Here is a 19,880-nt window from a genome sequence, read left to right as displayed (position 1 = left end):
TCCTAAATACCCCATCGTTTCAGGATATGGCAAAGGACAAAATTGCTGCTATGGCAATCAAGGTCGTCTGAAAATAAATTCTGAAAATAAATTCTGAAAATAAATCAGGCAACACTTTAATAAAATTCTGACACAAACCGAAAATCGTGCTAACGATAACATTTACTACAAAAAGAGACAATATTTATTCGAATAATAACCATTCTTGATGAAAACAAAGTTTGCCGGCATAGAATCCCATTAATAGGAATCTGCGTTCCGCACAAATCTACTGTATCTTTCCAAATCCCATTTGCTATAAAATTCCCCGATACAACCCTTTTCAGACGACCTCATCATGAACGACCACCAACTGCTCCGTTACAGCCGCCACATCCTTCTCGACGAAATCGGTATCGAAGGACAGGAAAAAATCCTTGCTGCCCGCGTCCTCGTCGTCGGCTGCGGTGGGCTGGGCGCGGCAGCACTCCCGTATCTTGCCGCATCAGGCGTTGGCAAACTCATCATCGCCGACCACGACGCCATAGACGATACCAACCTCCAACGCCAAACCACCTTCACCGAAGCCGACATCGGACAAGCCAAAGCGCAAGTGATGGCAGGTCGTCTGAAAGCCGTCAACAGCGCGTGCGACATTACCGCACTGACCGAAAAGCTGGACGAAACCCGCCTGACCGAACTCATGCATACCGCCGACATCGTCCTCGACTGCACTGACAACTACCCCACCCGCCAAGCCATTAACCGCGCTGCCGTCGCCACCCATACCCCGCTGGTTTCCGGCGCTGCCGTGCGTTTTGAAGGACAAATTGCCGTGTACCGTCCCGATTTGCCTGACAGCCCTTGCTACGCCTGCCTGTTTGACGGAGATACCGCCGACGACGGCGCCTGCGCCCTTTTCGGCGTATTTTCTCCGTTGGTCGGCATCATCGGCGCGACCCAAGCCGCAGAAGCCCTTAAAATACTCACCGGCGCAGGCGAACCGGCACACGGCAAACTGAAAACTTACAACGCGCTGACCGGCAAATGGCAAGAATTCCTCTTCACGCACAATCGTGATTGTAATGTGTGTGCCAAACCCGAATCAGACGAGCCGTACAGATGATTGCTTGAATACTTAATTTAGGTTCTATGGTCAGCTTAAACAAACATTAAAAAAACATTATCAGCTACCATTTACTGCCAGCTAATCATCACTGCCACACGGTAAAGGTCGAAAGGTCGTCTGAAATTATCCGAAATGTGCGAAGTCCAAACTATTAATTCTTTAATCATAAAAAAAGGCAAACCCGATTGAGTTTGCCTTTTTTTATTACCAGACTTAATGCACGTCTTTCCAATATTCTTTTTTCAGGAAGTATGCCAGAGGCAGCATCACTGCAAACAAGAACATCAACACGATATAACCGGTACGTTTACGCTGAAGCTGCGCCGGCTCGCCCATGTAAACCAAATAGTTCACCAAATCGCGTACATAATTATCGTACTCTGTTTGGATGACTTTGCCGTTTGGCAAACGACGGCTGTGTACACCGGTAGATTCCCAATAAAGCTTGGGTTTCAATTCGCCATGCTCGTCTTTAACCATAACCGGTTGACCTTTGGCATCCAACTCAACCGCTTGAACGCCTTGTTGCTCCCACAAGGGATGAGGCATACCGACTTTATCGAATACGACGTTGTTCCAGCCGCTCGGACGGGTCGGGTCTTTATAGAAGCCGCGCATATAGGCATACAGATAATCCGCGCCTTTGGAACGGGCAATCAGTGTCAGATCCGGCGGAGCCGCACCAAACCATTTGGCAGCATCTTTAGGATTCATCGCCGCCAGCATAACATCACCGACATTATCCGTCGTGAACATCAGGTTTTTCTTGATTTCTTCATCAGTCAAACCGATGTCTTTCAGACGATTGAAACGCATACCGCTTGCCGAGTGGCAGGATAAGCAGTAGTTGGTGAAAATTTGAGCACCGTGCTGCAAGCTGACTTGGTCGCGCAGGTCAATCTCAACTTTTTCGTAGTGTCCGCCACCGCTGGCGACGGCGGCACTCATAGGCACTGCCAGTAACAAGGCAGCAAACCAGTTTTTCAGGGTATGTTTCATTTTCGCTGCCCTCATCAGATAATGGTTGCAAACAGGTAAGCACCTACTGCGGCAATACCGACATAAACAAAGAACATGATTTTTTGTTTAGTGGTGCTCATGGTTACTCGTTCCGGAACCGGTTTGTCTGTATCCAGTTTGGTATAGAACGGCATACCCAGGAAGAATGCAAAATAGACGAAGGACAGGATGCGCGCAACCAAAGTACGGGTATCGGTTGCCACCATTGCACCCAAAATCCCCAAACCGATAAAGGCAATGATGAACAGAACCAACGCTGTTTTGAAGATTGGACCACGATAGCGGACGGATTTCACTTCACCTTTATCCAACCAAGGCAACAGGGCAATCAGGACAACTGCCGCACCCATACCGATTACACCCCAAACCTGAGTACCGAGGAATGAAGGAATCGCACGCAAAATAGCGTAGAACGGGGTGAAGTACCATACCGGCGCAATGTGCGGCGGTGTTTTCAGCGCGTTTGCCGCGTCAAAGTTCGGGGCTTCAAGGAAGTAGCCGCCGCCTTCAGGAGCGAAGAACAATACGGAGCAGAAAACAATTAAGAATACGACAACGCCCAAGATGTCTTTGACGGTGTAGTACGGATGGAAAGGAATGCCGTCGAGCGGAACGCCGTTTTCATCTTTGAGTTTCTTGATTTCCACGCCGTCGGGGTTATTTGAGCCGACTTCGTGCAAGGCGATGATGTGCGCCACGACCAAACCGAGCAACACTATCGGCACGGCGATAACGTGCAGGGCGAAGAAGCGGTTCAGGGTAACGTCGGAAACGTTGAAGTCGCCGCGAATCCAAGTGGATAAATCAGGACCGATGACAGGGATGGCGGAGAACAGGTTAATAATCACCTGTGCGCCCCAGAAGGACATTTGTCCCCAAGGCAGCAGATAGCCCATAAAGGCTTCGGCCATCAATGCCAAGAAAATCAGGGAACCGAAAATCCACACCAATTCGCGCGGTTTTTTGTACGAACCATAAATCAAACCGCGGAACATGTGCAGGTATACGACGATGAAGAAGAAAGATGCGCCGGTAGAGTGCATGTAGCGGATAATCCAGCCACCGGACACGTCGCGCATAATGTACTCTACTGCGGTAAAGGCAGCAGGCAGGTGATAGGCATTCAGGTTGCCGTCCGGTTTGTAGTTCATGGTCAGGAAGATACCGCTGACGATTTGAATCACAAGGACGAGCAGAGCCAAAGAGCCGAAGTAGTACCAGAAGTTGAAGTTCTTCGGCGCGTAGTATTGAGCCAAATGCTCATTCCACATTTTAGACAGGGGGAAACGAGCGTCCGTCCAGTCTAACAATGCTTTTGCTTTGTTATTGGTTTGGTTTGCCATAATTATCGTTCCTTATTTTTAGTCTTCGCCTACCAAGACTGTCGTATCGCTCAGATATTTGTAGGGCGGAACAACCAGGTTGGTCGGTGCAGGAACACCTTTATATACGCGGCCTGCCATGTCGAATTTCGAACCGTGGCACGGGCAGAAGAAACCGCCTTTCCAGTCTGCACCCAAATCCGCAGGGGCAACGTCGGGACGGTAGGTCGGCGAGCAGCCCAAGTGGGTACAAATACCGATGGCTACGAGAATGTTCGGCTTAATCGAACGGGTCTCGTTTTTGGCATATTCGGGCTGTTGATCCGCTTTGGAGTCGGGATCGGCAACCACGCCGTTCAAACTTTTCAGGTCTTTGAGCTGCTGATCGGTACGATTAACCACCCAAATCGGCTTACCCTGCCATTCGGCAGTCAACATTTGTCCGGATTCGATTTTGCTGACATCGATTTCGACGGGAGCACCTGCGGCCTTGGCTTTTTCCGACGGGAAAAAGCTTGCCACGAAAGGCGTAGCTACGCCCAAAGCCGCCACACCGCCCGCGCCGCATGTAGCCAGCGTCAGAAAGCGGCGGCGACCGCTATTGATTTCTTGATTATCCATTATTCAGTCGTCCTAAAATTTTGGGAATACCGAGCCATTAAACGATGTAATTCTACCTAGTTTGCCGTGATACTCAAAGCATTATTTAAATTAAGGTAAATTTTCATGACGATTATCAAGGCTTAGGCGGGATTATCTTCGTCGAAATGACAGATTTCCAACTCGAAAAGCCGGGCTACAGCCTCGCCTAAAGCACGGATACCGTAACGCTCCGTCGCATGGTGTCCCGCGCTGACAAAGGCAACGCCTGTTTCATTGGCAAGATGAAACTGCGCTTCCGAGATTTCTCCGGTCAGATAGGCATCGACGCCTTCGTCTATGGTCGTCTGAAAAAATCCCTGCGCTCCGCCGGTACACCATGCGATGCGTTTGATTTCGCGCGACATATCGCCGACGGCTACGGGCTGCCGCCCCAGCGTTGCAGCAATGTGTTGCAACCATTCAGCCAAAGTCTGCGGCTTTTTCAGACGACCTATATTCAACAGGTTCTGTTCGCCGAACTGCCTTTCGACTTCCCAACCCAACTTATCGGCAAGCTGCGCGTTGTTGCCCAACACAGGGTGTGCATCCAGCGGCAGGTGGTAGCCCGCCATATTGATTTGGTGTTGCAATAATGTTTCGATGCGCGCTTTTTTCCAGCCTGTAATCGTTACCGGTTCGCTTTTCCAAAACATTCCGTGATGCACCAAAAGCATATCCGCGCCCTGCTCCGCAGCGAAATCAACCGCCGCTTTGCTTGCCGTTACCGATGTCGCTATTTTGCCGACTTCCGCCCTGCCCTCGACCTGCAAACCGTTGGGCGCATAGTCCTTAAACATTCCGACCTGCAACACTACGTCGCACCACGCCAAAATATCGTTGCGTTTCGCCATATCATTCCTTTCAACACATAGCGGATTAAATTTCATAAAACAAGACGAAACAATGCCATCCCTGTTTCAAATCAATTCACCGCATTCATACAAAATCGGATGCACATTCTAACCGCAAACCATGATGCGCCCAATCCCCATACCGTTCGACATGCGCCCGCATTTACACCCCGGCATGAAATATTTTAATATTGCCCGTCTCAAAAGGTCGTCTGAAAGCGTAAAACCCAATGGATTCCATCATCGAACTGCGCCATCTCAAAACCCTGCTAGCACTCGAAGAAACCGGCAGCGTATCCCTTGCCGCCAAGCGCGTCTTCCTGACCCAATCCGCCCTTTCGCACCAAATCCGCGCGCTTGAAAACTATTACGATACCCCACTGTTCGAGCGCAAATCCACACCCTTGCGCTTTACACCCGCCGGCGAACGCCTGTTGCGGCTGGCACGCGAACTCCTCCCGCAAGTTTCCGCCGCCGAGCGTGACCTCGCCCGCATCATCGAAGGCGAAGCAGGCGAATTGCGGCTGGCAGTTGAATGCCACACCTGTTTCGACTGGCTCATGCCCGCGATGGGCGAATTCCGCCCCATGTGGCCGCAAGTCGAATTGGATATCGTTTCCGGCTTTCAGGCAGACCCCGTCGGACTCCTGTTGCAACACCGCGCCGATCTCGCCATCGTATCCGAAGCCGAAAAGCAAAACGGCATCAGTTTCCGCCCCCTGTTCGCCTACGAAATGGTCGGCATCTGCGCCCAAGACCACCCGCTTGCCGCCAAAACCGTTTGGGAAGCAGAAGACTTCATCGGCGAAACCCTCATTACCTATCCCGTTCCCGACGAAATGCTCGACCTGCCCAAAAAAATCTTGTTACCCAAAGGCATTAACCCACCGCGCCGCCGCAGCGAACTAACCATCGCCATCATCCAACTCGTCGCCAGCAAACGCGGCATCGCCGCCCTGCCCTACTGGACCGTGATGCCCTATCTCGAAAAAGGCTACGTCGTCCACCGCCAAATCACCGCCAACGGCCTGCAAAGCGAACTCTACGCCGCCACGCGCACCGAAGACGCAGACAAAAGCTATCTCGACAACTTCTGCCAAATCGTCCGCGAACGCAGCTTCGCCGACCTCCCCGGCTTGAGCGAACTGACAATGCCCGGACAGGATTGATGTTTTCTTGAAACAGGGTGTCGCGACATTCACGCATTTCGATTTCAATATCAAAAGGTCGTCTGAAAACCCAAATCTCAGGTTTTCAGACGACCCTTGCCCGACAGACACATATTATAAAGTTATAGTGGATTAAATTTAAACCAGTACGGCGTTGCCTCGCCTTAGCTCAAAGAGAACGATTCTCTAAGGTGCTGAAGCACCAAGTGAATCGGTTCCGTACTATTTGTACTGTCTGCGGCTTCGTCGCCTTGTCCTGATTTAAATTTAATCCACTATATTAAAGCAGCCCCATGACCGTTAAACCGCATTAATCCCCACAAACACAGGCTAACCTTTTTCAGACGACCTTTATGTTAGAATAGGTCGTCTGAAACCTAGCAATCCGCAAGGAAACACTATGCAAACCTTAGACCCCGAGCTGCAACAGCGCGCGGCGCATATCAAGCTGCTGATATTGGATGTGGACGGCGTTTTGACCGACGGACGCATCTTCATCCGCGACAACGGCGAAGAAATCAAATCGTTCCACACATTGGACGGACACGGCTTGAAGATGCTTCAGGCAAGCGGCGTGCAGACTGCGATTATCACAGGCCGGGACGCGCCCTCCGTCGGCATCCGCGTCAAGCAGTTGGGCATAAATTACTACTTCAAAGGCATTTCGGACAAACGCGCCGCCTATGAAGAATTGCGCGCTGAGGCGGGCGTAGAAGAAGCCGAGTGCGCCTTTGTCGGCGACGACGTGGTCGATTTGCCGGTGATGGTGCGCTGCGGATTGCCGGTTGCCGTCCCCGATGCGCATTGGTTTACGCTGCAACACGCCGCCTATATTACGAAACAGGCGGGCGGCGCAGGCGCGGTGCGCGAAGTGTGCGACCTGATTATGCGCGCGAAAGGTACACTGGGCGCGGCTTTGAACGAGTACATCAAATGAAAGTAAGATGGCGGTACGGAATCGCATTCCCTTTGGTGCTGGCGGTCGCGCTCGGCGGATTGTCGGCATGGCTGGGACGCATCAGCGAAATCGACATTGAAGAAGTCAAACTCAACCCCAACCAGCCGCAATATACGATGGGCGGCATAGACGGGCGGCGGTTTGACGTACAAGGTCGTCTGAAAGAGCATCTGAGCGCAAGAGGAGCAAAACAGTTTCCCGAAAGCACCGACGTCCATTTCGAGCTGCCACACCTCGCCTTCTTCCAAGAAGGCAGCCGGCTTTACGACGTCGGCAGCGACGAAGCCGTGTACAACACCCAAACCAAACAACTCCTGTTCAAACACAACGTCGTCCTGACCAAAGCCGCCAATGCCAAGCGGCAGGCGGGCGTCGTCAAAACCGAGCTTCTGCACGTCGACACCGAATCGCAATACGCCAAAACCGACACGCCCGTTACCTTCCAATACGGCGAATCGAGCGGCAGCGCCGAAGGTCTGACGTATGACCACAAAAAAGGTTTGTTGAACTTCCCATCCAGAGTGAAAGCCACGATTTATGATACAAAAAATATGTAAGGCATGTGTTTTAACCGCATTTTTCGCCACCGCCCCCGCCTACGCCCTGCAAAGCGACAGCAAGCAGCCGATACAGATTGAAGCCGACCAAGGCTCGCTCGACCAAAACAACCAAAGCACCACCTTCACCGGCAACGTCATCATCAAACAAGGCACGCTCAACATCCGCGCAGGCAGCGTCAACGTCTCACGCAACGACAAAGGCGAACAATTCATGAAAGCGAGCGGCTCGCCCGTCCGCTTCAGCCAGACGCTCGACGACAACAAAGGCACGGTTAACGGACAAGCCAACAACGTAACCTACTCCTCCGCCATCAACCTCGTTACCCTGACCGGCAACGCCAAAGTCCAACGCGGCGGCGACGTTGCCGAAGGCGCAGTCATCACCTACAACACCAAAACCGAAGTCTATACCATCAACGGCAGCTCCAAATCAGGTGCCAAATCCGCCGCCAAATCCGGCAGGGTCAGCGTAGTCATCCAGCCGTCCAGCACCCAAAAAACCAAATAACCAATATCTGACAACACCAAAGGTCGTCTGAAAACCAACGCAGCAAAACCCCAAACACCTTTTCAGACGACCTCCGAACCAAGAGTCATTTATGAGCGAAAACACCAGCCGCCTCGTCGTTCAAAACCTGCAAAAAAGTTTCAAAAAACGCCAAGTCGTCAAAAGCTTCTCCCTCGAAATCGAAAGCGGCGAAGTCATCGGCCTGCTCGGCCCCAACGGCGCAGGCAAAACCACCAGCTTCTACATGATCGTCGGACTCATCGCCGCCGACGCAGGCAGCGTTACCCTCGACGGACAAGAACTGCGCCACCTGCCCATACACGAACGCGCCCGCCTCGGCGTCGGCTACCTGCCCCAAGAAGCCTCGATTTTCCGCAAAATGACCGTCGAACAAAACATCCGCGCTATTTTAGAAATCAGCACCAAAGACAAAAGCCGCATCGACGGCGAAGTCGAAAAACTGCTCGCCGACCTCAACATCGGACACCTGCGCCACAACCCCGCCCCTTCCCTGTCCGGCGGCGAACGCCGACGCGTCGAAATCGCCCGCGTACTCGCCATGCAACCGCGCTTCATCCTCTTGGACGAACCCTTCGCCGGCGTCGACCCCATTGCCGTCATCGACATCCAAAAAATCATCGACTTCCTCAAATCGCGCGGCATCGGCGTACTCATTACCGACCACAACGTACGCGAAACCCTCAGCATCTGCGACAGAGCCTACATCATCAGCGACGGCACCGTCCTCGCCTCCGGCAAGCCCGACGATTTGGTCAACAACGAACAAGTCCGCTCCGTCTATCTCGGCGAAAACTTCAAATACTGATTTCAAATACTGACAATGACAAACCGCACAATCAATTGTGCGGTTTTTTTAAAATGACGAAACCACCCAAAGTGAGTTGACGCATTAAGTGTAAAGTGTTGAAATACACATTTAGTATAAAAACCAACAAGCGTTTCCAAAACGCACCCTCGTCATAAAACTTTTTCAGACGACCTCTTCGCCATCGGGCCAAACCCAAGGCAAACACCGTCCGAAATATAAAAAACAATCAACATACATTGCACCATGACCTTACTCGGCCTCAAACTCAGGCAGACCCAACAACTCAACCAACGTCTGCAACAATCCCTGCGCATCCTGCAAATGTCCGGTATCGAACTCGAACGCGAGGTCGAAGACTGGTTGCAGGATAATCCCCTGCTCGAACGTCCCGAAACCGACGAATTTGCCGACGCCGAGTTCAATCACGGCACCACCATGCCGCGCAGCAGCCACCTCGGCGGCGACGATGCCGAAGACGCGTGGCTCAACATCGCCAAAGAAGAAGATTTCAACCAATACCTGCACGCCCAAGTGTGCGAACACCCCTTTCCGACAAAGAAGCCGCCTACGTCCATATCCTTATCGACTTCCTTGACGACCAAGGATATTTTACCGACAGCATTCAAGACCTTATCGACAACACACCCTTGGAATGGATGCTGGACGAAGATGAACTGCAAAACGCCCTCGACCTTTTGCAGACCTTCGACCCGCCGGGCGTTGCCGCCGCCGACCTGACCGAATCCCTGATGCTCCAACTCATGCGCCTGCCCGCCGGCCCCGCGCGTCAGGCCGCCGCCCACCTTATCCAAAGTTCGCTGCACGACTTAGGCAAAAACCGCAAACAAAACATCATCCGCTTCCGCAAACTCTTCCCCGAAATCGACAGCGAAACCATAGAAGCCGCGCTCGACATCATCGCCACGCTCAACCCCTACCCCGCCTACGGTTTCGCCTCCTCCGAACCGACCGCCTACATCCAGCCCGACGTTTGGGTCAAAGAAGGCAAAGACGGCTGGAAAGTCATCGGCAACGAAGCCGCCTGGCCCAAGCTGCAACTCAACCGCGAATACTGCGAACTCATGAAATCCACAGAAGACGGCGCACCCGAGTGGAAAGAAAAAATCAACGAAGCCAAGCAGCGCATCGACTCCCTCGAACTGCGTAAAAGCACCGTCATCCGCCTTGCCGAATACATCGTCAAAAATCAGGAAGACTTCTTCATCTTCGGCGAAATCGGACTCGCCCCCATGCTGATGAAAGACGCAGCCGCCGAATTGGGGCTTGCCGAAAGCACCATTTCGCGCGCCGCCAACCAAAAATATTTGTCTTGCCCGCGCGGACTATTTGCGTTACGCTATTTCTTCACACAAGCAGTCAATTCCGAAGGCGACAAAGAAGGTCTGAGCCAAGGCGCGATCAAAGCCGTTTTGGGGCAGATTATCGAAAACGAAGACAGCAGCAAGCCACATTCCGATGAAACCCTCGTCCGCCTCCTCAAACAACAGGGCATAGACATCGCCCGCCGCACCGTCGCCAAATACAGGGAGTCGCTCGACATCCCGCCGGCACACAAACGCAAACTTACCGAATGACAGTTTTAAACCGCAGTTTTCCCGTTCCGTTTCTGACGGACTGAACCCCACCGAAGGAGCTGTATTATGAATCTGAAAATCACCGGTCTGAATTTCGACGTTACCGAAGCCATCAAAAACTACGTTTCCGAAAAATTGGAACGCATCAACCGCCATGCAGCCAACGCCATTTCCGTTACCATTACCCTTTCCGTGGAAAAACTCAATCAACAGGCTGAAGCAGACATCCATTTGGCGGGCAAAGACCTACACGTCAAGGCCGTTGAACAAGATATGTACGCCGCCATCGATGTTCTGATGGACAAACTCGACCGCGCAGTGTTGAAACATAAAGAAAAAAGCGGCGATGTCCGCAGTACGGTAAAACCTGCCGCAGAATAAGCCTTGATTCAATAATAAAAACGTCGTCTGAAAATTTTCAGACGACGTTTTTTGTTTTGGCCAAGTTTGAGAGCCAGTAATCTAGGGGCTGAACATAATGATTTGAATCCCACATAGGCGTTTTTCTGCGGGCAAAGCCCACGTCATATCGGTCAACAAGCATTGCAGTATGTTAGCCCCATCGGACCAAAATTTTGAAAAATCATTGTATTTAAAAAAGAAACTGTTTTCTTATTCTGAATTCATGTCGGATTAGAAAAATAGAAAATATCCACGCCTGCCTCCTTTGTTCATGAAAGCAAACTACGTTTTCAGATGACCCTCCCTCTCTTCCCAAGAGTAAATGACACAGCCCGACTTACTCTCATTATTCAAATCCATTTGAAAAAATAAATACTTAAACCCATCCGGAAACCCGCCATACCGCCCCGTTGCAAATCGTGCTATGGTTGATTTAATACGTTTGAAAAACATTAACTACCTTGTATTCTGATTACAAAGAAAGGCTTCAAAATGGACGGTTGGACTCAGACTTTGAGCGCGGGCTGGCTGCTGGGTATTGCGGCGATGGCGATTGTGCTGATTTTGCTGTTGATTGTGAAACTGCGTGTCCATGCGCTGTTGACCTTGGTGTCGGTAAGCCTGCTGACGGCGGTGGCGACGGGGCTGCCGATGGATAAGATTGTGAACGACGTTCTGCTGAAAAACTTCGGCGGCACGCTCGGCAGCGTAGCTTTGCTGGTCGGCTTGGGCGCGATGCTCGGGCAGCTGGTGGAAACTTCGGGCGGGGCGCAGTCGCTGGCGGATGCGCTGATTCGGATGTTTGGCGAAAAGCGCGCGCCGTTTGCTTTGGGCGTGGCGTCGCTGATTTTCGGCTTCCCGATTTTCTTTGATGCGGGGCTGGTGGTCATGCTGCCGATTGTCTTCGCGACGGCGCGGCGTATGAAACAGGACGTATTGCCTTATGCTTTGGCGTCTATCGGCGCGTTTTCGGTGATGCACGTTTTCCTGCCGCCCCACCCCGGTCCGATTGCGGCTTCGGAATTTTATTCGGCGAACATCGGTCAGGTGCTGATTTTGGGATTGCCCGTCGCCATGTTCACTTGGTATGTCAGCGGTTATCTGCTGGGGCAGGTTTTGGGACGCACCATCCGCGTGCCCGTTCCCGATTTGCTCAGCGGCGGCGCGGTGGACAACGACCAGCCGCAAACGCCTGCCAAGGCTTCGACCGTGGTCGGCATTATGCTGATTCCTATGCTGTTGATTTTTATGAACACGGGGCTGTCCACCTTAATCAGTGAAAAAGTCGTCAGCGCGGACGAACATTGGGTGCAAGTGGCGCGCATGATCGGCTCGACTTCGGTCGCGCTGTTGATTTCGGTTTTGGTGGCGCTTTATGTCTTAGGCAGCAAACGCGGTGTGAAGGCGAGCGCATTGGAAAAAACGGTGGACGGCGCACTCGCCCCCGTCTGCTCGGTTATTTTGATTACCGGCGCGGGCGGGATGTTCGGCGGCGTGTTGCGCGCGTCGGGCATCGGTCAGGCGTTGGCGGACAGCATGGCAAATTTGGGCATACCCGTATTGCTGGGCTGTTTCTTGGTGGCTTTGGCTCTGCGTATCGCGCAAGGTTCGGCAACCGTCGCATTGACGACCGCCGCCGCATTGATGGCACCCGCCGTTGCCGCCGCAGGCTTCAACGACTGGCAACTCGCCTGCGTCGTTTTGGCAACCGCGGCAGGCTCGGTCGGTTGCAGCCACTTCAACGACTCGGGCTTCTGGCTGGTCGGCCGCCTTTTGGATATGGACGTACCGACCACGTTGAAAACATGGACGGTTAACCAAACGCTGATTGCCGCCATCGGCTTTTCAGTGTCGGCGCTGCTGTTTGCCGTGGTTTGAGGTCGTCTGAAAACGGTTTTGAGACGTTCTAAACCGTCTGCCCGAACTTATATAGTGGATTAACAAAAATCAGGACAAGGCGACGAAGCCGCAGGCAGTACGGCAAGGCGAGGCAACGCCGTACCGGTTTAAAGTTAATCCACTGTATCTTTCCACTCAAACAAAGGAAGAGAACATGACGACGCATTTTGTGATGATGGGTGTTTGCGGCTGCGGCAAAACCACCGCCGCCCTGTCCCTGCAAAAACACCTCAACCGATGCCCCTACGCCGAAGGCGACGATTTCCACACCCAAGCCAACCGCGACAAAATGGGCGCGGGCATCCCGCTGACCGACGAAGACCGCTATCCGTGGCTCTGCAATCTGCGCGACTGGATGACGGAACAGGCGCAAAGCGGCGCTGCGTACACCATCGTTACCTGCTCCTCCTTGAAACGCCAATACCGCGACATCCTGCGCGGCGCGCAAGGCACAACCGCCTTCATCCACCTGACACCGCCGCAAGCCATCAACCTCGAGCGCATGATGGCGCGCCAAGGGCATTACATGAAGGCGGGAATGCTGGATTCGCAACTGAAAATTCTGGAAGAACTCGGCGCGGACGAATACGGCGTCAAAATCGACAACCCCGGTTCGCCCGAAGCCGTAGAAGCCGATATTTTGGCTTGGGTTAAAGCAGAAGGTTTGTTGTGAAGAAAGCGTGTAAATAGGTATAAGGAAGGTCGTCTGAAAATTTCAGACGACCTTTTTGCGGAGATTCATTTTACAAACCACCCGCGATACAAACATTTTTCAGACGACCCCTCACAAAGTCTCCGCTTGAAACCACGTTTTGCCGTTGGCAGTGCATTCGAGGATGCGCCAGTCGTAGGTTTGGCTGAGGCGTTCGGCGTGCATGATGTCGGCGGTTGCGCCTGCGGCGGTGATGCTGCCGTTTTTCATCAAGGTGATGTGGCAGGCGTAGTGGGCGGCAAGGTTGAGGTCGTGCAACACCATGACGACGGTCATGCCTTGTTCGGGCAAGGTGGTGAGGTGCTGCATCAGGCTGTGTTGATAGCGGACGTCGAGATGGTTGGTCGGTTCGTCGAGAAAGAGGACTTCGGCATCCTGCAACAGCGCGCGGATGACGGCGGCGCGTTGCTGTTCGCCGCCGGAGAGAGTTTGGATGCGTTTGTGTTGCAGGTCGGCGAGGTCGAAATGCTCGAGCAGGGTTTGGGCGCGTCGGGTGTCCGCCTGTTTGGGCCGCCGATACCAGGCGAGTTTGGGGTATCGTCCGATGAGGACGTATTCAGACAAGGTCATGGGGAGGTTGAAATGTTCGTGTTGCCCGACCCAGGCGATTTTATGTTGCCTGAGCGCGTCCTTCATGGGCGTTCCACACCAGCTTGCTTGCGGATGGTAGAGGAACTGTTTGAGCAGGGTGGACTTGCCCGCGCCGTTGGGGCCGATGACCGCGCTGACGGCGCATTTGGGAAATTCGGCGCGGTCCAAAGACAGGATGGTGCGTTTTCCGGCTTTGACGGTGCAGTTTTCGATGAGCAATGCCATGTCAGCTCCTTTGGTCTTTGACAATCAGCCACAGGAAAAACGGCCCGCCCAAAATGGCGATGACGATACCGACAGGCAGGTCGATGGGATACACCACCCAGCGGGCGAACGTATCGGCGAGCAACATGAAAATCGAGCCGACGGCGGCGGACAGGATAATCAGGCGGGTGCGCGAGCCGCCGACTGCCTGCGCCAATACGTTGGGTATCATCATGCCGACGAAACCGATGATGCCGCCGAGCGAGACGGCGGCGCCGGTCATCAAAGCCGCGCCGATAATGGTTGCCACGCGGGTGGCGGCGACGCTGATGCCCATGGTGTGTGCGGTTTCATCGCCCAAGAGCAGATAGTCGAGACGGCGGCCGACGGCGGTCAACACGACCAAACCCGCCAGCATCACGCCGCCTGCGTAAGCGGGCGAAACAAAACCTGCTTCGGAAAAGCTGCCCGAGAGCCAAGTCATGGCGCTGCGCAATGCCATGTCGTCTGAAAGGAAAAGAATCAGGCTGACCAACGCGCCGCACAAAGCGCTGACCACAAAACCCATGACCAACAGCCCCAGCTTGCCGCCGCCGACCAGACGGTGTCCGAGCAGAATCAGCATACAGACGGCAAACGCGCCCGCAAATGCCGCCAGCGGCACGGCGATGCTCCAGCCCATCGCAATCGCCAGCACCACACCCATTGCCGCGCCGCCCGACGTACCAATCAGGCTCGGGTCGGCAAGCGGGTTTTCAAACAATGCCTGCAACGCCGCGCCGCTGGCGGAAAGTGCCGCGCCGACCAGCAAAGCGACAAAAATACGCGGCAGGCGGATTTCCATCAACACGGGATCGGCGGCAAGCGGATTGCTCCACCCGCCCTCGCCCACTCCGGCGCAAAACCAGATCAGGAATAAAGATAAAACCGGCAACGCCGAAAGCCATTTTTTCATGTTGTAATTCTTTGAAGAGTATTTCGGCAGCGGCTGCGAAACGCCGACGGATTCGCCGTTGCCCGTTTTCAGACGACCTGTTCACAAATAAACGAACGCAGAACGCGGCTGCCGTCATGTGCATCCGTTCCGAAACAACGACGGCAAAAGAAGGTCGTCTGAAACCGACAAAAAGCCGGATTGCCCCATCCGACTTCGTGCCATCACGCCACTTTCAGACGACCGCGCCTTATTTCCCTAAATCGTGCAGCTTGCGGACGATGTCGGGCGTGTAGAGGCCGTAGCGCATATAGTCGTCCGCCTGCCAGAACAGGATGCGTTTGTTTTTTCCGGCTGGGCTGGAGGCGATTTCGGGGCGCGTCATGATTTTGTCGAGGCCGCCGAGCGCTTTTTCATTGTGTTTGGCGATGATGATGACGTCGGGTTTCGCATTGAGCCAGCCTTCACGCGAAAACGGTTTGAGTCCGTCCACCGAAGCCGCCGCGTTCGTCCCGCCGGCTAAGCGGATAAGCACGTCGCCGACAGTATTTTTACCCGCAACATAACGTCCGTCGTAGCTGAGAATGTAGCGTTTGCCGTTGGCAGGCTGCGCCTTGATGCTGCTTTTAAACTGCTGCGCCAAAGCCTGCGCCTGCTTTTCCTTGCCCAACAATTTGCCGATGCGGGCGAAACTTTGCTGGTATTGCTCCAGCGTTTCGTTTGAATTGACGTTTTCAGCGCGGACACCGGCGCGGCTGAGTTGGGCGTAAATGCCGTCAGGTTTCGCCATCCAGCTTCCGATGACCAAATCAGGCTTTTTGGCGATGATGGGTTCGGCGGAGAAATTGCGGTAAAAGCCGATGGACGGCGTGTTTTTATAGGCGGGGTTGCGGTTGAACTCGTGGATGCCGACGACTTCTTTATCCGCGCCGAGTTTCGCGGCAATGTCGGCAACGTCGGGGGTCAGGATAACGACACGCTGCGCGGCGGCATGGGCGGCAAGCAGGGTCAGGACGGCGGCGAAGATGTGTTTTTTCATAATGTTTCCGTATGGTTTGCGGGGTTTTGGGGCCGTCTGAAAACCCAAAACGGGGTTTCAGACGAGGTATGGGTCAAAAAAGATTACAGCCCGTATTTTTGGCGCACTTCGGCAATCAACGCGCGCCACGCTTCGGATTCCGCCTCCGCATCGGCGGGTCTGCCAAAAAGTTGCAACACCAAATTGCGGCTTTCGTCGTAGGCTTCGATGCTGTGGACAATGCCGTTGCTGCCCGGACGGCGGACGAACCAAAGTTCGGCGAGTTTGGTATCGTCGAGGAAGATATTTAGAAGGTTAATGATATAAATTATCATTTTATTTCAATTTAAGGTCAACCTTCATCAAATTAATGTGAATCCGTCAAACCGCAAAATTTACGGCAAAACCGACTCCTCCACCCTTGCGCCAAGCCCCAAGCTTTCGTCCGAACCCCTTATAAAAACAATACAATTCCGCTACAATAGCCCTTTGCATTTTTTTCAGACGACCTTGCTTGCGAAACGTCGTCTGAAACCGAAATACCGAAACCATAGAGAATCACAACATGACCGATTACAGCAAAACCGTAAACCTGCTCGAAAGCCCGTTTCCGATGCGCGGCAACCTTGCCAAGCGCGAGCCTGCGTGGCTGAAAAGCTGGTACGAGCACAAACGCTATCAAAAACTGCGCGAAATCGCCAAAGGCCGTCCGAAATTCATCCTGCACGACGGCCCGCCGTATGCCAACGGCGACATCCACATCGGTCATGCCGTCAACAAAATCCTCAAAGACATCATTATCCGCAGCAAAACCCAAGCCGGCTTCGACGCGCCTTATGTGCCGGGCTGGGACTGCCATGGTCTGCCCATCGAAGTGATGGTGGAAAAGCTGCACGGCAAAGACATGCCCAAAGCGCGATTCCGCGAATTGTGCCGCGAATACGCCGCCGAACAGGTTGCACGTCAGAAAAAAGACTTCATCCGTCTGGGCGTGTTGGGCGATTGGGACACCCCCTACCTGACCATGGATTTCAAAACTGAAGCCGATACCGTGCGTATGCTCGGCGAAATCTACAAATCGGGCTATCTCTACCGCGGCGCGAAACCGGTTCAGTTCTGCTTGGACTGCGGCTCTTCGCTGGCGGAAGCGGAAGTGGAATACAAAGACAAAGTATCGCCTGCGATTGACGTTGCCTATCCGTTTAAAGACACCGCCGCGCTTGCCTCCGCATTCGGTTTGGCAGGCATCGAAGGCAAAGCGTTTGCCGTCATCTGGACAACCACGCCTTGGACGTTACCCGCGAGCCAAGCCGTATCTGCGGGTGCGGACGTGGTTTACCAACTGATTGATACGCCCAAAGGCAAATTGGTATTGGCGAAAGATTTGGCGGAAGACGCGCTCAAACGCTACGGCTTCGTTTCAGACGACCTGAAAGTATTGGCAGAAACCACCGGCGACAAGCTGGAAAACCTGCACATGAATCATCCGTTTCTCGAACGCGATATTCCCATGCTCAACGGCGAACACGTTACCACCGACGCCGGTACGGGTTTGGTACATACCGCCCCCGCGCACGGTTTGGAAGACTACGCCGTCTGCAACAAATACGGCATCGGGCTTTACAACCCCGTCAACGCCGAAGGCAAATACATCAGCGAAACGCCGCGCGTGGCAGGCATGAGCGTTTGGGAAGCGAATCCCGTCATCCTGCAATGGCTGGAAGAAACCGGCAACCTCTTGGCTAGCAGCAAAATCGAACACAGTTACGCCCACTGCTGGCGCCATAAAACCCCGCTGATTTACCGCGCGACAGGTCAGTGGTTTGTCGGCATGGACAAAGCCGGCAGCGACGGCAAAACCCTGCGCGACAAAGCCATCAAGGCCGTGGACGACACCGAGTTCTTCCCGTCTTGGGGTCGCGCGCGCCTCGAAGCCATGATTGAAGGCCGCCCCGACTGGGTCGTTTCGCGCCAACGCTACTGGGGCACGCCGATGACCTTCTTCGTCCACAAAGAAACGGGCGAGCTGCATCCGAATTCCGCCGAGCTTTTGGAAAAAGTCGCCCTGAAAATCGAAGAAAAAGGCATCGAAGCATGGTTCTCCCTCGATAAAAGCGAATTGTTGAGCGCGGAAGATTGCGAAAACTACGACAAACTTTCCGACACGATGGACGTATGGTTCGACTCCGGCTCGACCCATTATTCCGTCTTGAAACAGCGCGAAGAATTGGTTTGGCCCGCCGACCTCTACCTTGAAGGCAGCGACCAACACCGCGGCTGGTTCCAATCCTCCATGCTGACCGGCTGCGCCTCATCCATGGGACGCGCCCCGTACAAACAGCTCCTGACCCACGGTTTCGTGGTTGACCAAAACGGCCGCAAAATGTCGAAATCCATCGGCAACGTCGTCGCGCCGCAAGAAGTCTATAACGAATTCGGCGCGGACATCCTGCGCCTGTGGGCGGCATCCACCGATTACAGCGGCGAATTGGCGATTTCCAAAGAAATCCTCAAACGCGTCACCGAAAGCTACCGCCGCATCCGCAACACCTTGAGCTTCCTGTTTGCCAACCTCAGTGATTTCGACCCGTTCGAACACACCGTACCGCAGGCAGACATGGTCGAAATCGACCGCTACGCCTTAGTGTTGGCGCGCCAGTTGCAAGAGCGTCTGGCAGGCGACTACTATCCACGCTATGCCTTCCACTTCGCCGTGAAAGACATCGTCGCCTTCTGCTCGGAAGACTTGGGCGCGTTCTACCTCGACATCCTGAAAGACCGCCTCTACACCACCAAAGCCGACAGCCACGCACGCCGCAGCGCGCAAACCGCCCTGTATCACATCACGCGCAGCCTGGTTCTCTTGATTGCACCGATTTTGTGCTTCACCGGCGAAGAAGCGTGGGACATCATCGGCGGCGGCGAAGAAGACAGCGTCCTCTTCCACACCTGGCACGAGTTCCCGCCCATTAACGAAAAAGCCGAAACCGAACTGGTGAAAAAATGGACGGCAGTCCGCGAAGCCCGCGAAGCCGTAACCGCCGCCATCGAGCCTTTGCGCACCGACAAAACCGTCGGTTCGTCATTGCAGGCAGAAGCCGAAATCACCGCGCCGGAAGCCACCGCCGACTACCTGACCGCCTTGGGCGAAGAATTGCGCTTTGCCCTCTTGGTGTCCAAAGTCGAAGTCAAAACCGGCAGCGAACTCGCCGTTACCGCCAAAGCCAGCGACGGCGAAAAATGCGAACGCTGCTGGCACTACACCCACGACATCGGCACAGTCGCAGGACATGAAACCATCTGCAAACGCTGCGCCGCGAATGTGGACGGCAAAGGCGAAGAACGGCATTACGCTTAAGTGCTGCCGACATTTGATTTTCGAAGTGGATTTTTGTTTGAAAAGCGGCAAAATCAAGCTGGAAACCGCAGCAAGATTGGATACCTTGCGAGAATTTCCAACGCAGAAGATGCCGCTTTAAGAACAAAAAGATACAGAAATTATTGAATATCGACAGACTCTCAGGTCGTCTGAAAAAAGGTCGTCTGAAAACCACGATA

General features: G+C 53.7%; 19 protein-coding genes and 1 pseudogene. 12 read left to right on the top strand and 8 right to left on the bottom strand.

Annotation, left to right across the window (positions count from 1 at the left end; all coding sequences use genetic code 11):
• The first annotated feature begins 337 nt into the window (after nt 1-337).
• Complete coding sequence (locus tag NSCA4_RS0102100; protein ID WP_016686604.1) at nt 338-1,105, top strand: HesA/MoeB/ThiF family protein; 768 nt, start codon at nt 338-340, stop codon at nt 1,103-1,105.
• A gap of 216 nt (nt 1,106-1,321) precedes the next feature.
• On the opposite strand, the gene NSCA4_RS0102095 is transcribed toward NSCA4_RS0102100, so the two are convergent.
• The 4 genes from NSCA4_RS0102095 to NSCA4_RS0102080 all read right to left on the bottom strand — a co-directional run bounded on the left by NSCA4_RS0102095 (nt 1,322) and on the right by NSCA4_RS0102080 (nt 4,943).
• Entirely contained in the window at nt 1,322-2,107 is a 786-nt protein-coding gene (locus NSCA4_RS0102095; protein ID WP_016686603.1) for a cytochrome c1, read from the bottom strand.
• A 14-nt stretch (nt 2,108-2,121) separates the two neighbouring features.
• Complete coding sequence (locus NSCA4_RS0102090) at nt 2,122-3,471, bottom strand: cytochrome b (RefSeq protein ID WP_016686602.1); 1,350 nt, start codon at nt 3,469-3,471, stop codon at nt 2,122-2,124.
• An 18-nt stretch (nt 3,472-3,489) separates the two neighbouring features.
• Nucleotides 3,490-4,071 (bottom strand): ubiquinol-cytochrome c reductase iron-sulfur subunit, encoded by a 582-nt coding sequence (gene petA / locus NSCA4_RS0102085; RefSeq protein WP_016686601.1) that lies wholly within the window; start codon nt 4,069-4,071, stop codon nt 3,490-3,492.
• 122 nt (nt 4,072-4,193) lie between these two features.
• Complete coding sequence (locus tag NSCA4_RS0102080) at nt 4,194-4,943, bottom strand: Nif3-like dinuclear metal center hexameric protein (RefSeq protein WP_016686600.1); 750 nt, start codon at nt 4,941-4,943, stop codon at nt 4,194-4,196.
• Between the two features lie 230 nt (nt 4,944-5,173).
• Here NSCA4_RS0102080 and NSCA4_RS0102075 point away from each other — a divergent pair, with 230 nt between their 5' ends.
• The 9 genes and pseudogenes from NSCA4_RS0102075 (at nt 5,174) to NSCA4_RS0102030 (ending at nt 13,536) form a co-directional block, all read left to right on the top strand.
• Complete coding sequence (locus tag NSCA4_RS0102075; RefSeq protein WP_016686599.1) at nt 5,174-6,112, top strand: LysR family transcriptional regulator; 939 nt, start codon at nt 5,174-5,176, stop codon at nt 6,110-6,112.
• Between the two features lie 400 nt (nt 6,113-6,512).
• On the top strand, nt 6,513-7,049 hold the full coding sequence (locus NSCA4_RS0102070) for a KdsC family phosphatase (RefSeq protein WP_016686598.1): 537 nt from the start codon (nt 6,513-6,515) through the stop codon (nt 7,047-7,049).
• Nucleotides 7,046-7,627, top strand: a complete 582-nt coding sequence (gene lptC, locus NSCA4_RS0102065) for an LPS export ABC transporter periplasmic protein LptC (protein ID WP_016686597.1) — start codon at nt 7,046-7,048, stop codon at nt 7,625-7,627. Before NSCA4_RS0102070 ends, lptC begins: the two co-directional genes overlap by 4 nt.
• On the top strand, nt 7,608-8,138 hold the full coding sequence (gene lptA / locus NSCA4_RS0102060; protein WP_003766057.1) for a lipopolysaccharide transport periplasmic protein LptA: 531 nt from the start codon (nt 7,608-7,610) through the stop codon (nt 8,136-8,138). Before lptC ends, lptA begins: the two co-directional genes overlap by 20 nt.
• 91 nt (nt 8,139-8,229) lie before the next feature.
• On the top strand, nt 8,230-8,964 hold the full coding sequence (gene lptB, locus NSCA4_RS0102055; RefSeq protein WP_003766063.1) for an LPS export ABC transporter ATP-binding protein: 735 nt from the start codon (nt 8,230-8,232) through the stop codon (nt 8,962-8,964).
• Nucleotides 8,965-9,210: 246 nt separating this feature from the next.
• Nucleotides 9,211-10,562: pseudogene (rpoN, locus tag NSCA4_RS12625) on the top strand (RNA polymerase factor sigma-54).
• A gap of 66 nt (nt 10,563-10,628) precedes the next feature.
• Entirely contained in the window at nt 10,629-10,943 is a 315-nt protein-coding gene (gene hpf / locus NSCA4_RS0102045; protein WP_016686594.1) for a ribosome hibernation-promoting factor, HPF/YfiA family, read from the top strand.
• Nucleotides 10,944-11,456: 513 nt separating this feature from the next.
• Nucleotides 11,457-12,842 carry a GntP family permease gene (locus NSCA4_RS0102035; RefSeq protein ID WP_016686592.1) on the top strand — a complete coding sequence of 462 codons (1,386 nt, stop codon included), beginning with the start codon at nt 11,457-11,459 and terminating at the stop codon, nt 12,840-12,842.
• Nucleotides 12,843-13,017: 175 nt separating this feature from the next.
• Nucleotides 13,018-13,536, top strand: coding sequence for a gluconokinase, GntK/IdnK-type (locus NSCA4_RS0102030; protein ID WP_016686591.1), 519 nt, complete (start codon nt 13,018-13,020; stop codon nt 13,534-13,536).
• Nucleotides 13,537-13,647: 111 nt separating this feature from the next.
• Here the strand turns inward: NSCA4_RS0102030 and NSCA4_RS0102025 are convergent, their stop codons facing one another.
• Together NSCA4_RS0102025 and NSCA4_RS0102020 are read right to left on the bottom strand one after the other, a co-directional pair.
• Nucleotides 13,648-14,391 (bottom strand): ABC transporter ATP-binding protein, encoded by a 744-nt coding sequence (locus tag NSCA4_RS0102025; protein WP_016686590.1) that lies wholly within the window; start codon nt 14,389-14,391, stop codon nt 13,648-13,650.
• Between the two features lies 1 nt (nt 14,392).
• Nucleotides 14,393-15,325 (bottom strand): FecCD family ABC transporter permease, encoded by a 933-nt coding sequence (locus NSCA4_RS0102020; protein WP_016686589.1) that lies wholly within the window; start codon nt 15,323-15,325, stop codon nt 14,393-14,395.
• Nucleotides 15,326-15,443: 118 nt separating this feature from the next.
• On the opposite strand from NSCA4_RS0102020, the gene NSCA4_RS15925 reads away from it, so the two are divergent.
• Nucleotides 15,444-15,566, top strand: coding sequence for a hypothetical protein (locus NSCA4_RS15925; RefSeq protein WP_255265257.1), 123 nt, complete (start codon nt 15,444-15,446; stop codon nt 15,564-15,566).
• Here NSCA4_RS15925 and NSCA4_RS0102015 read toward each other — a convergent pair.
• The gene (locus NSCA4_RS0102015; protein WP_016686588.1) at nt 15,555-16,343 is read right to left on the bottom strand and encodes a heme/hemin ABC transporter substrate-binding protein; all 789 of its coding nucleotides are present in this window, start codon (nt 16,341-16,343) and stop codon (nt 15,555-15,557) included. The two genes, NSCA4_RS15925 and NSCA4_RS0102015, sit on opposite strands and share 12 nt — an antisense overlap.
• An 83-nt stretch (nt 16,344-16,426) precedes the next feature.
• Nucleotides 16,427-16,657 carry a ChuX/HutX family heme-like substrate-binding protein gene (locus NSCA4_RS0102010; protein WP_016686587.1) on the bottom strand — a complete coding sequence of 77 codons (231 nt, stop codon included), beginning with the start codon at nt 16,655-16,657 and terminating at the stop codon, nt 16,427-16,429.
• Nucleotides 16,658-16,887: 230 nt separating this feature from the next.
• Between NSCA4_RS0102010 and ileS the strand changes: the two genes are divergently transcribed.
• Nucleotides 16,888-19,680, top strand: a complete 2,793-nt coding sequence (ileS, locus tag NSCA4_RS0102005; protein WP_016686586.1) for an isoleucine--tRNA ligase — start codon at nt 16,888-16,890, stop codon at nt 19,678-19,680.
• Nucleotides 19,681-19,880 lie beyond the last annotated feature (200 nt).

It is taken from the genome of Neisseria sicca 4320, from assembly GCF_000193735.1.
GTDB lineage: Bacteria > Pseudomonadota > Gammaproteobacteria > Burkholderiales > Neisseriaceae > Neisseria > Neisseria sicca_E.
The sequence above is the reverse complement of the archived record's forward strand: the minus strand, read 5'-3'. Positions and strand labels throughout refer to the sequence as shown.

Excerpts from the sequence above, each read along its gene's own strand:
- NSCA4_RS0102100 (WP_016686604.1), top strand. The coding sequence starts at position 338 with ATGAACGACCACCAACTGCTCCGTTACAGCCGCCACATCCTTCTCGAC.
- NSCA4_RS0102095 (WP_016686603.1), bottom strand. The coding sequence starts at position 2,107 with ATGAAACATACCCTGAAAAACTGGTTTGCTGCCTTGTTACTGGCAGTG.
- NSCA4_RS0102090 (WP_016686602.1), bottom strand. The coding sequence starts at position 3,471 with ATGGCAAACCAAACCAATAACAAAGCAAAAGCATTGTTAGACTGGACG.
- petA (WP_016686601.1), bottom strand. The coding sequence starts at position 4,071 with ATGGATAATCAAGAAATCAATAGCGGTCGCCGCCGCTTTCTGACGCTG.
- NSCA4_RS0102080 (WP_016686600.1), bottom strand. The coding sequence starts at position 4,943 with ATGGCGAAACGCAACGATATTTTGGCGTGGTGCGACGTAGTGTTGCAG.
- NSCA4_RS0102075 (WP_016686599.1), top strand. The coding sequence starts at position 5,174 with ATGGATTCCATCATCGAACTGCGCCATCTCAAAACCCTGCTAGCACTC.
- NSCA4_RS0102070 (WP_016686598.1), top strand. The coding sequence starts at position 6,513 with ATGCAAACCTTAGACCCCGAGCTGCAACAGCGCGCGGCGCATATCAAG.
- lptC (WP_016686597.1), top strand. The coding sequence starts at position 7,046 with ATGAAAGTAAGATGGCGGTACGGAATCGCATTCCCTTTGGTGCTGGCG.
- lptA (WP_003766057.1), top strand. The coding sequence starts at position 7,608 with ATGATACAAAAAATATGTAAGGCATGTGTTTTAACCGCATTTTTCGCC.
- lptB (WP_003766063.1), top strand. The coding sequence starts at position 8,230 with ATGAGCGAAAACACCAGCCGCCTCGTCGTTCAAAACCTGCAAAAAAGT.
- hpf (WP_016686594.1), top strand. The coding sequence starts at position 10,629 with ATGAATCTGAAAATCACCGGTCTGAATTTCGACGTTACCGAAGCCATC.
- NSCA4_RS0102035 (WP_016686592.1), top strand. The coding sequence starts at position 11,457 with ATGGACGGTTGGACTCAGACTTTGAGCGCGGGCTGGCTGCTGGGTATT.
- NSCA4_RS0102030 (WP_016686591.1), top strand. The coding sequence starts at position 13,018 with ATGACGACGCATTTTGTGATGATGGGTGTTTGCGGCTGCGGCAAAACC.
- NSCA4_RS0102025 (WP_016686590.1), bottom strand. The coding sequence starts at position 14,391 with ATGGCATTGCTCATCGAAAACTGCACCGTCAAAGCCGGAAAACGCACC.
- NSCA4_RS0102020 (WP_016686589.1), bottom strand. The coding sequence starts at position 15,325 with ATGAAAAAATGGCTTTCGGCGTTGCCGGTTTTATCTTTATTCCTGATC.
- NSCA4_RS0102015 (WP_016686588.1), bottom strand. The coding sequence starts at position 16,343 with ATGAAAAAACACATCTTCGCCGCCGTCCTGACCCTGCTTGCCGCCCAT.
- NSCA4_RS0102010 (WP_016686587.1), bottom strand. The coding sequence starts at position 16,657 with ATGATAATTTATATCATTAACCTTCTAAATATCTTCCTCGACGATACC.
- ileS (WP_016686586.1), top strand. The coding sequence starts at position 16,888 with ATGACCGATTACAGCAAAACCGTAAACCTGCTCGAAAGCCCGTTTCCG.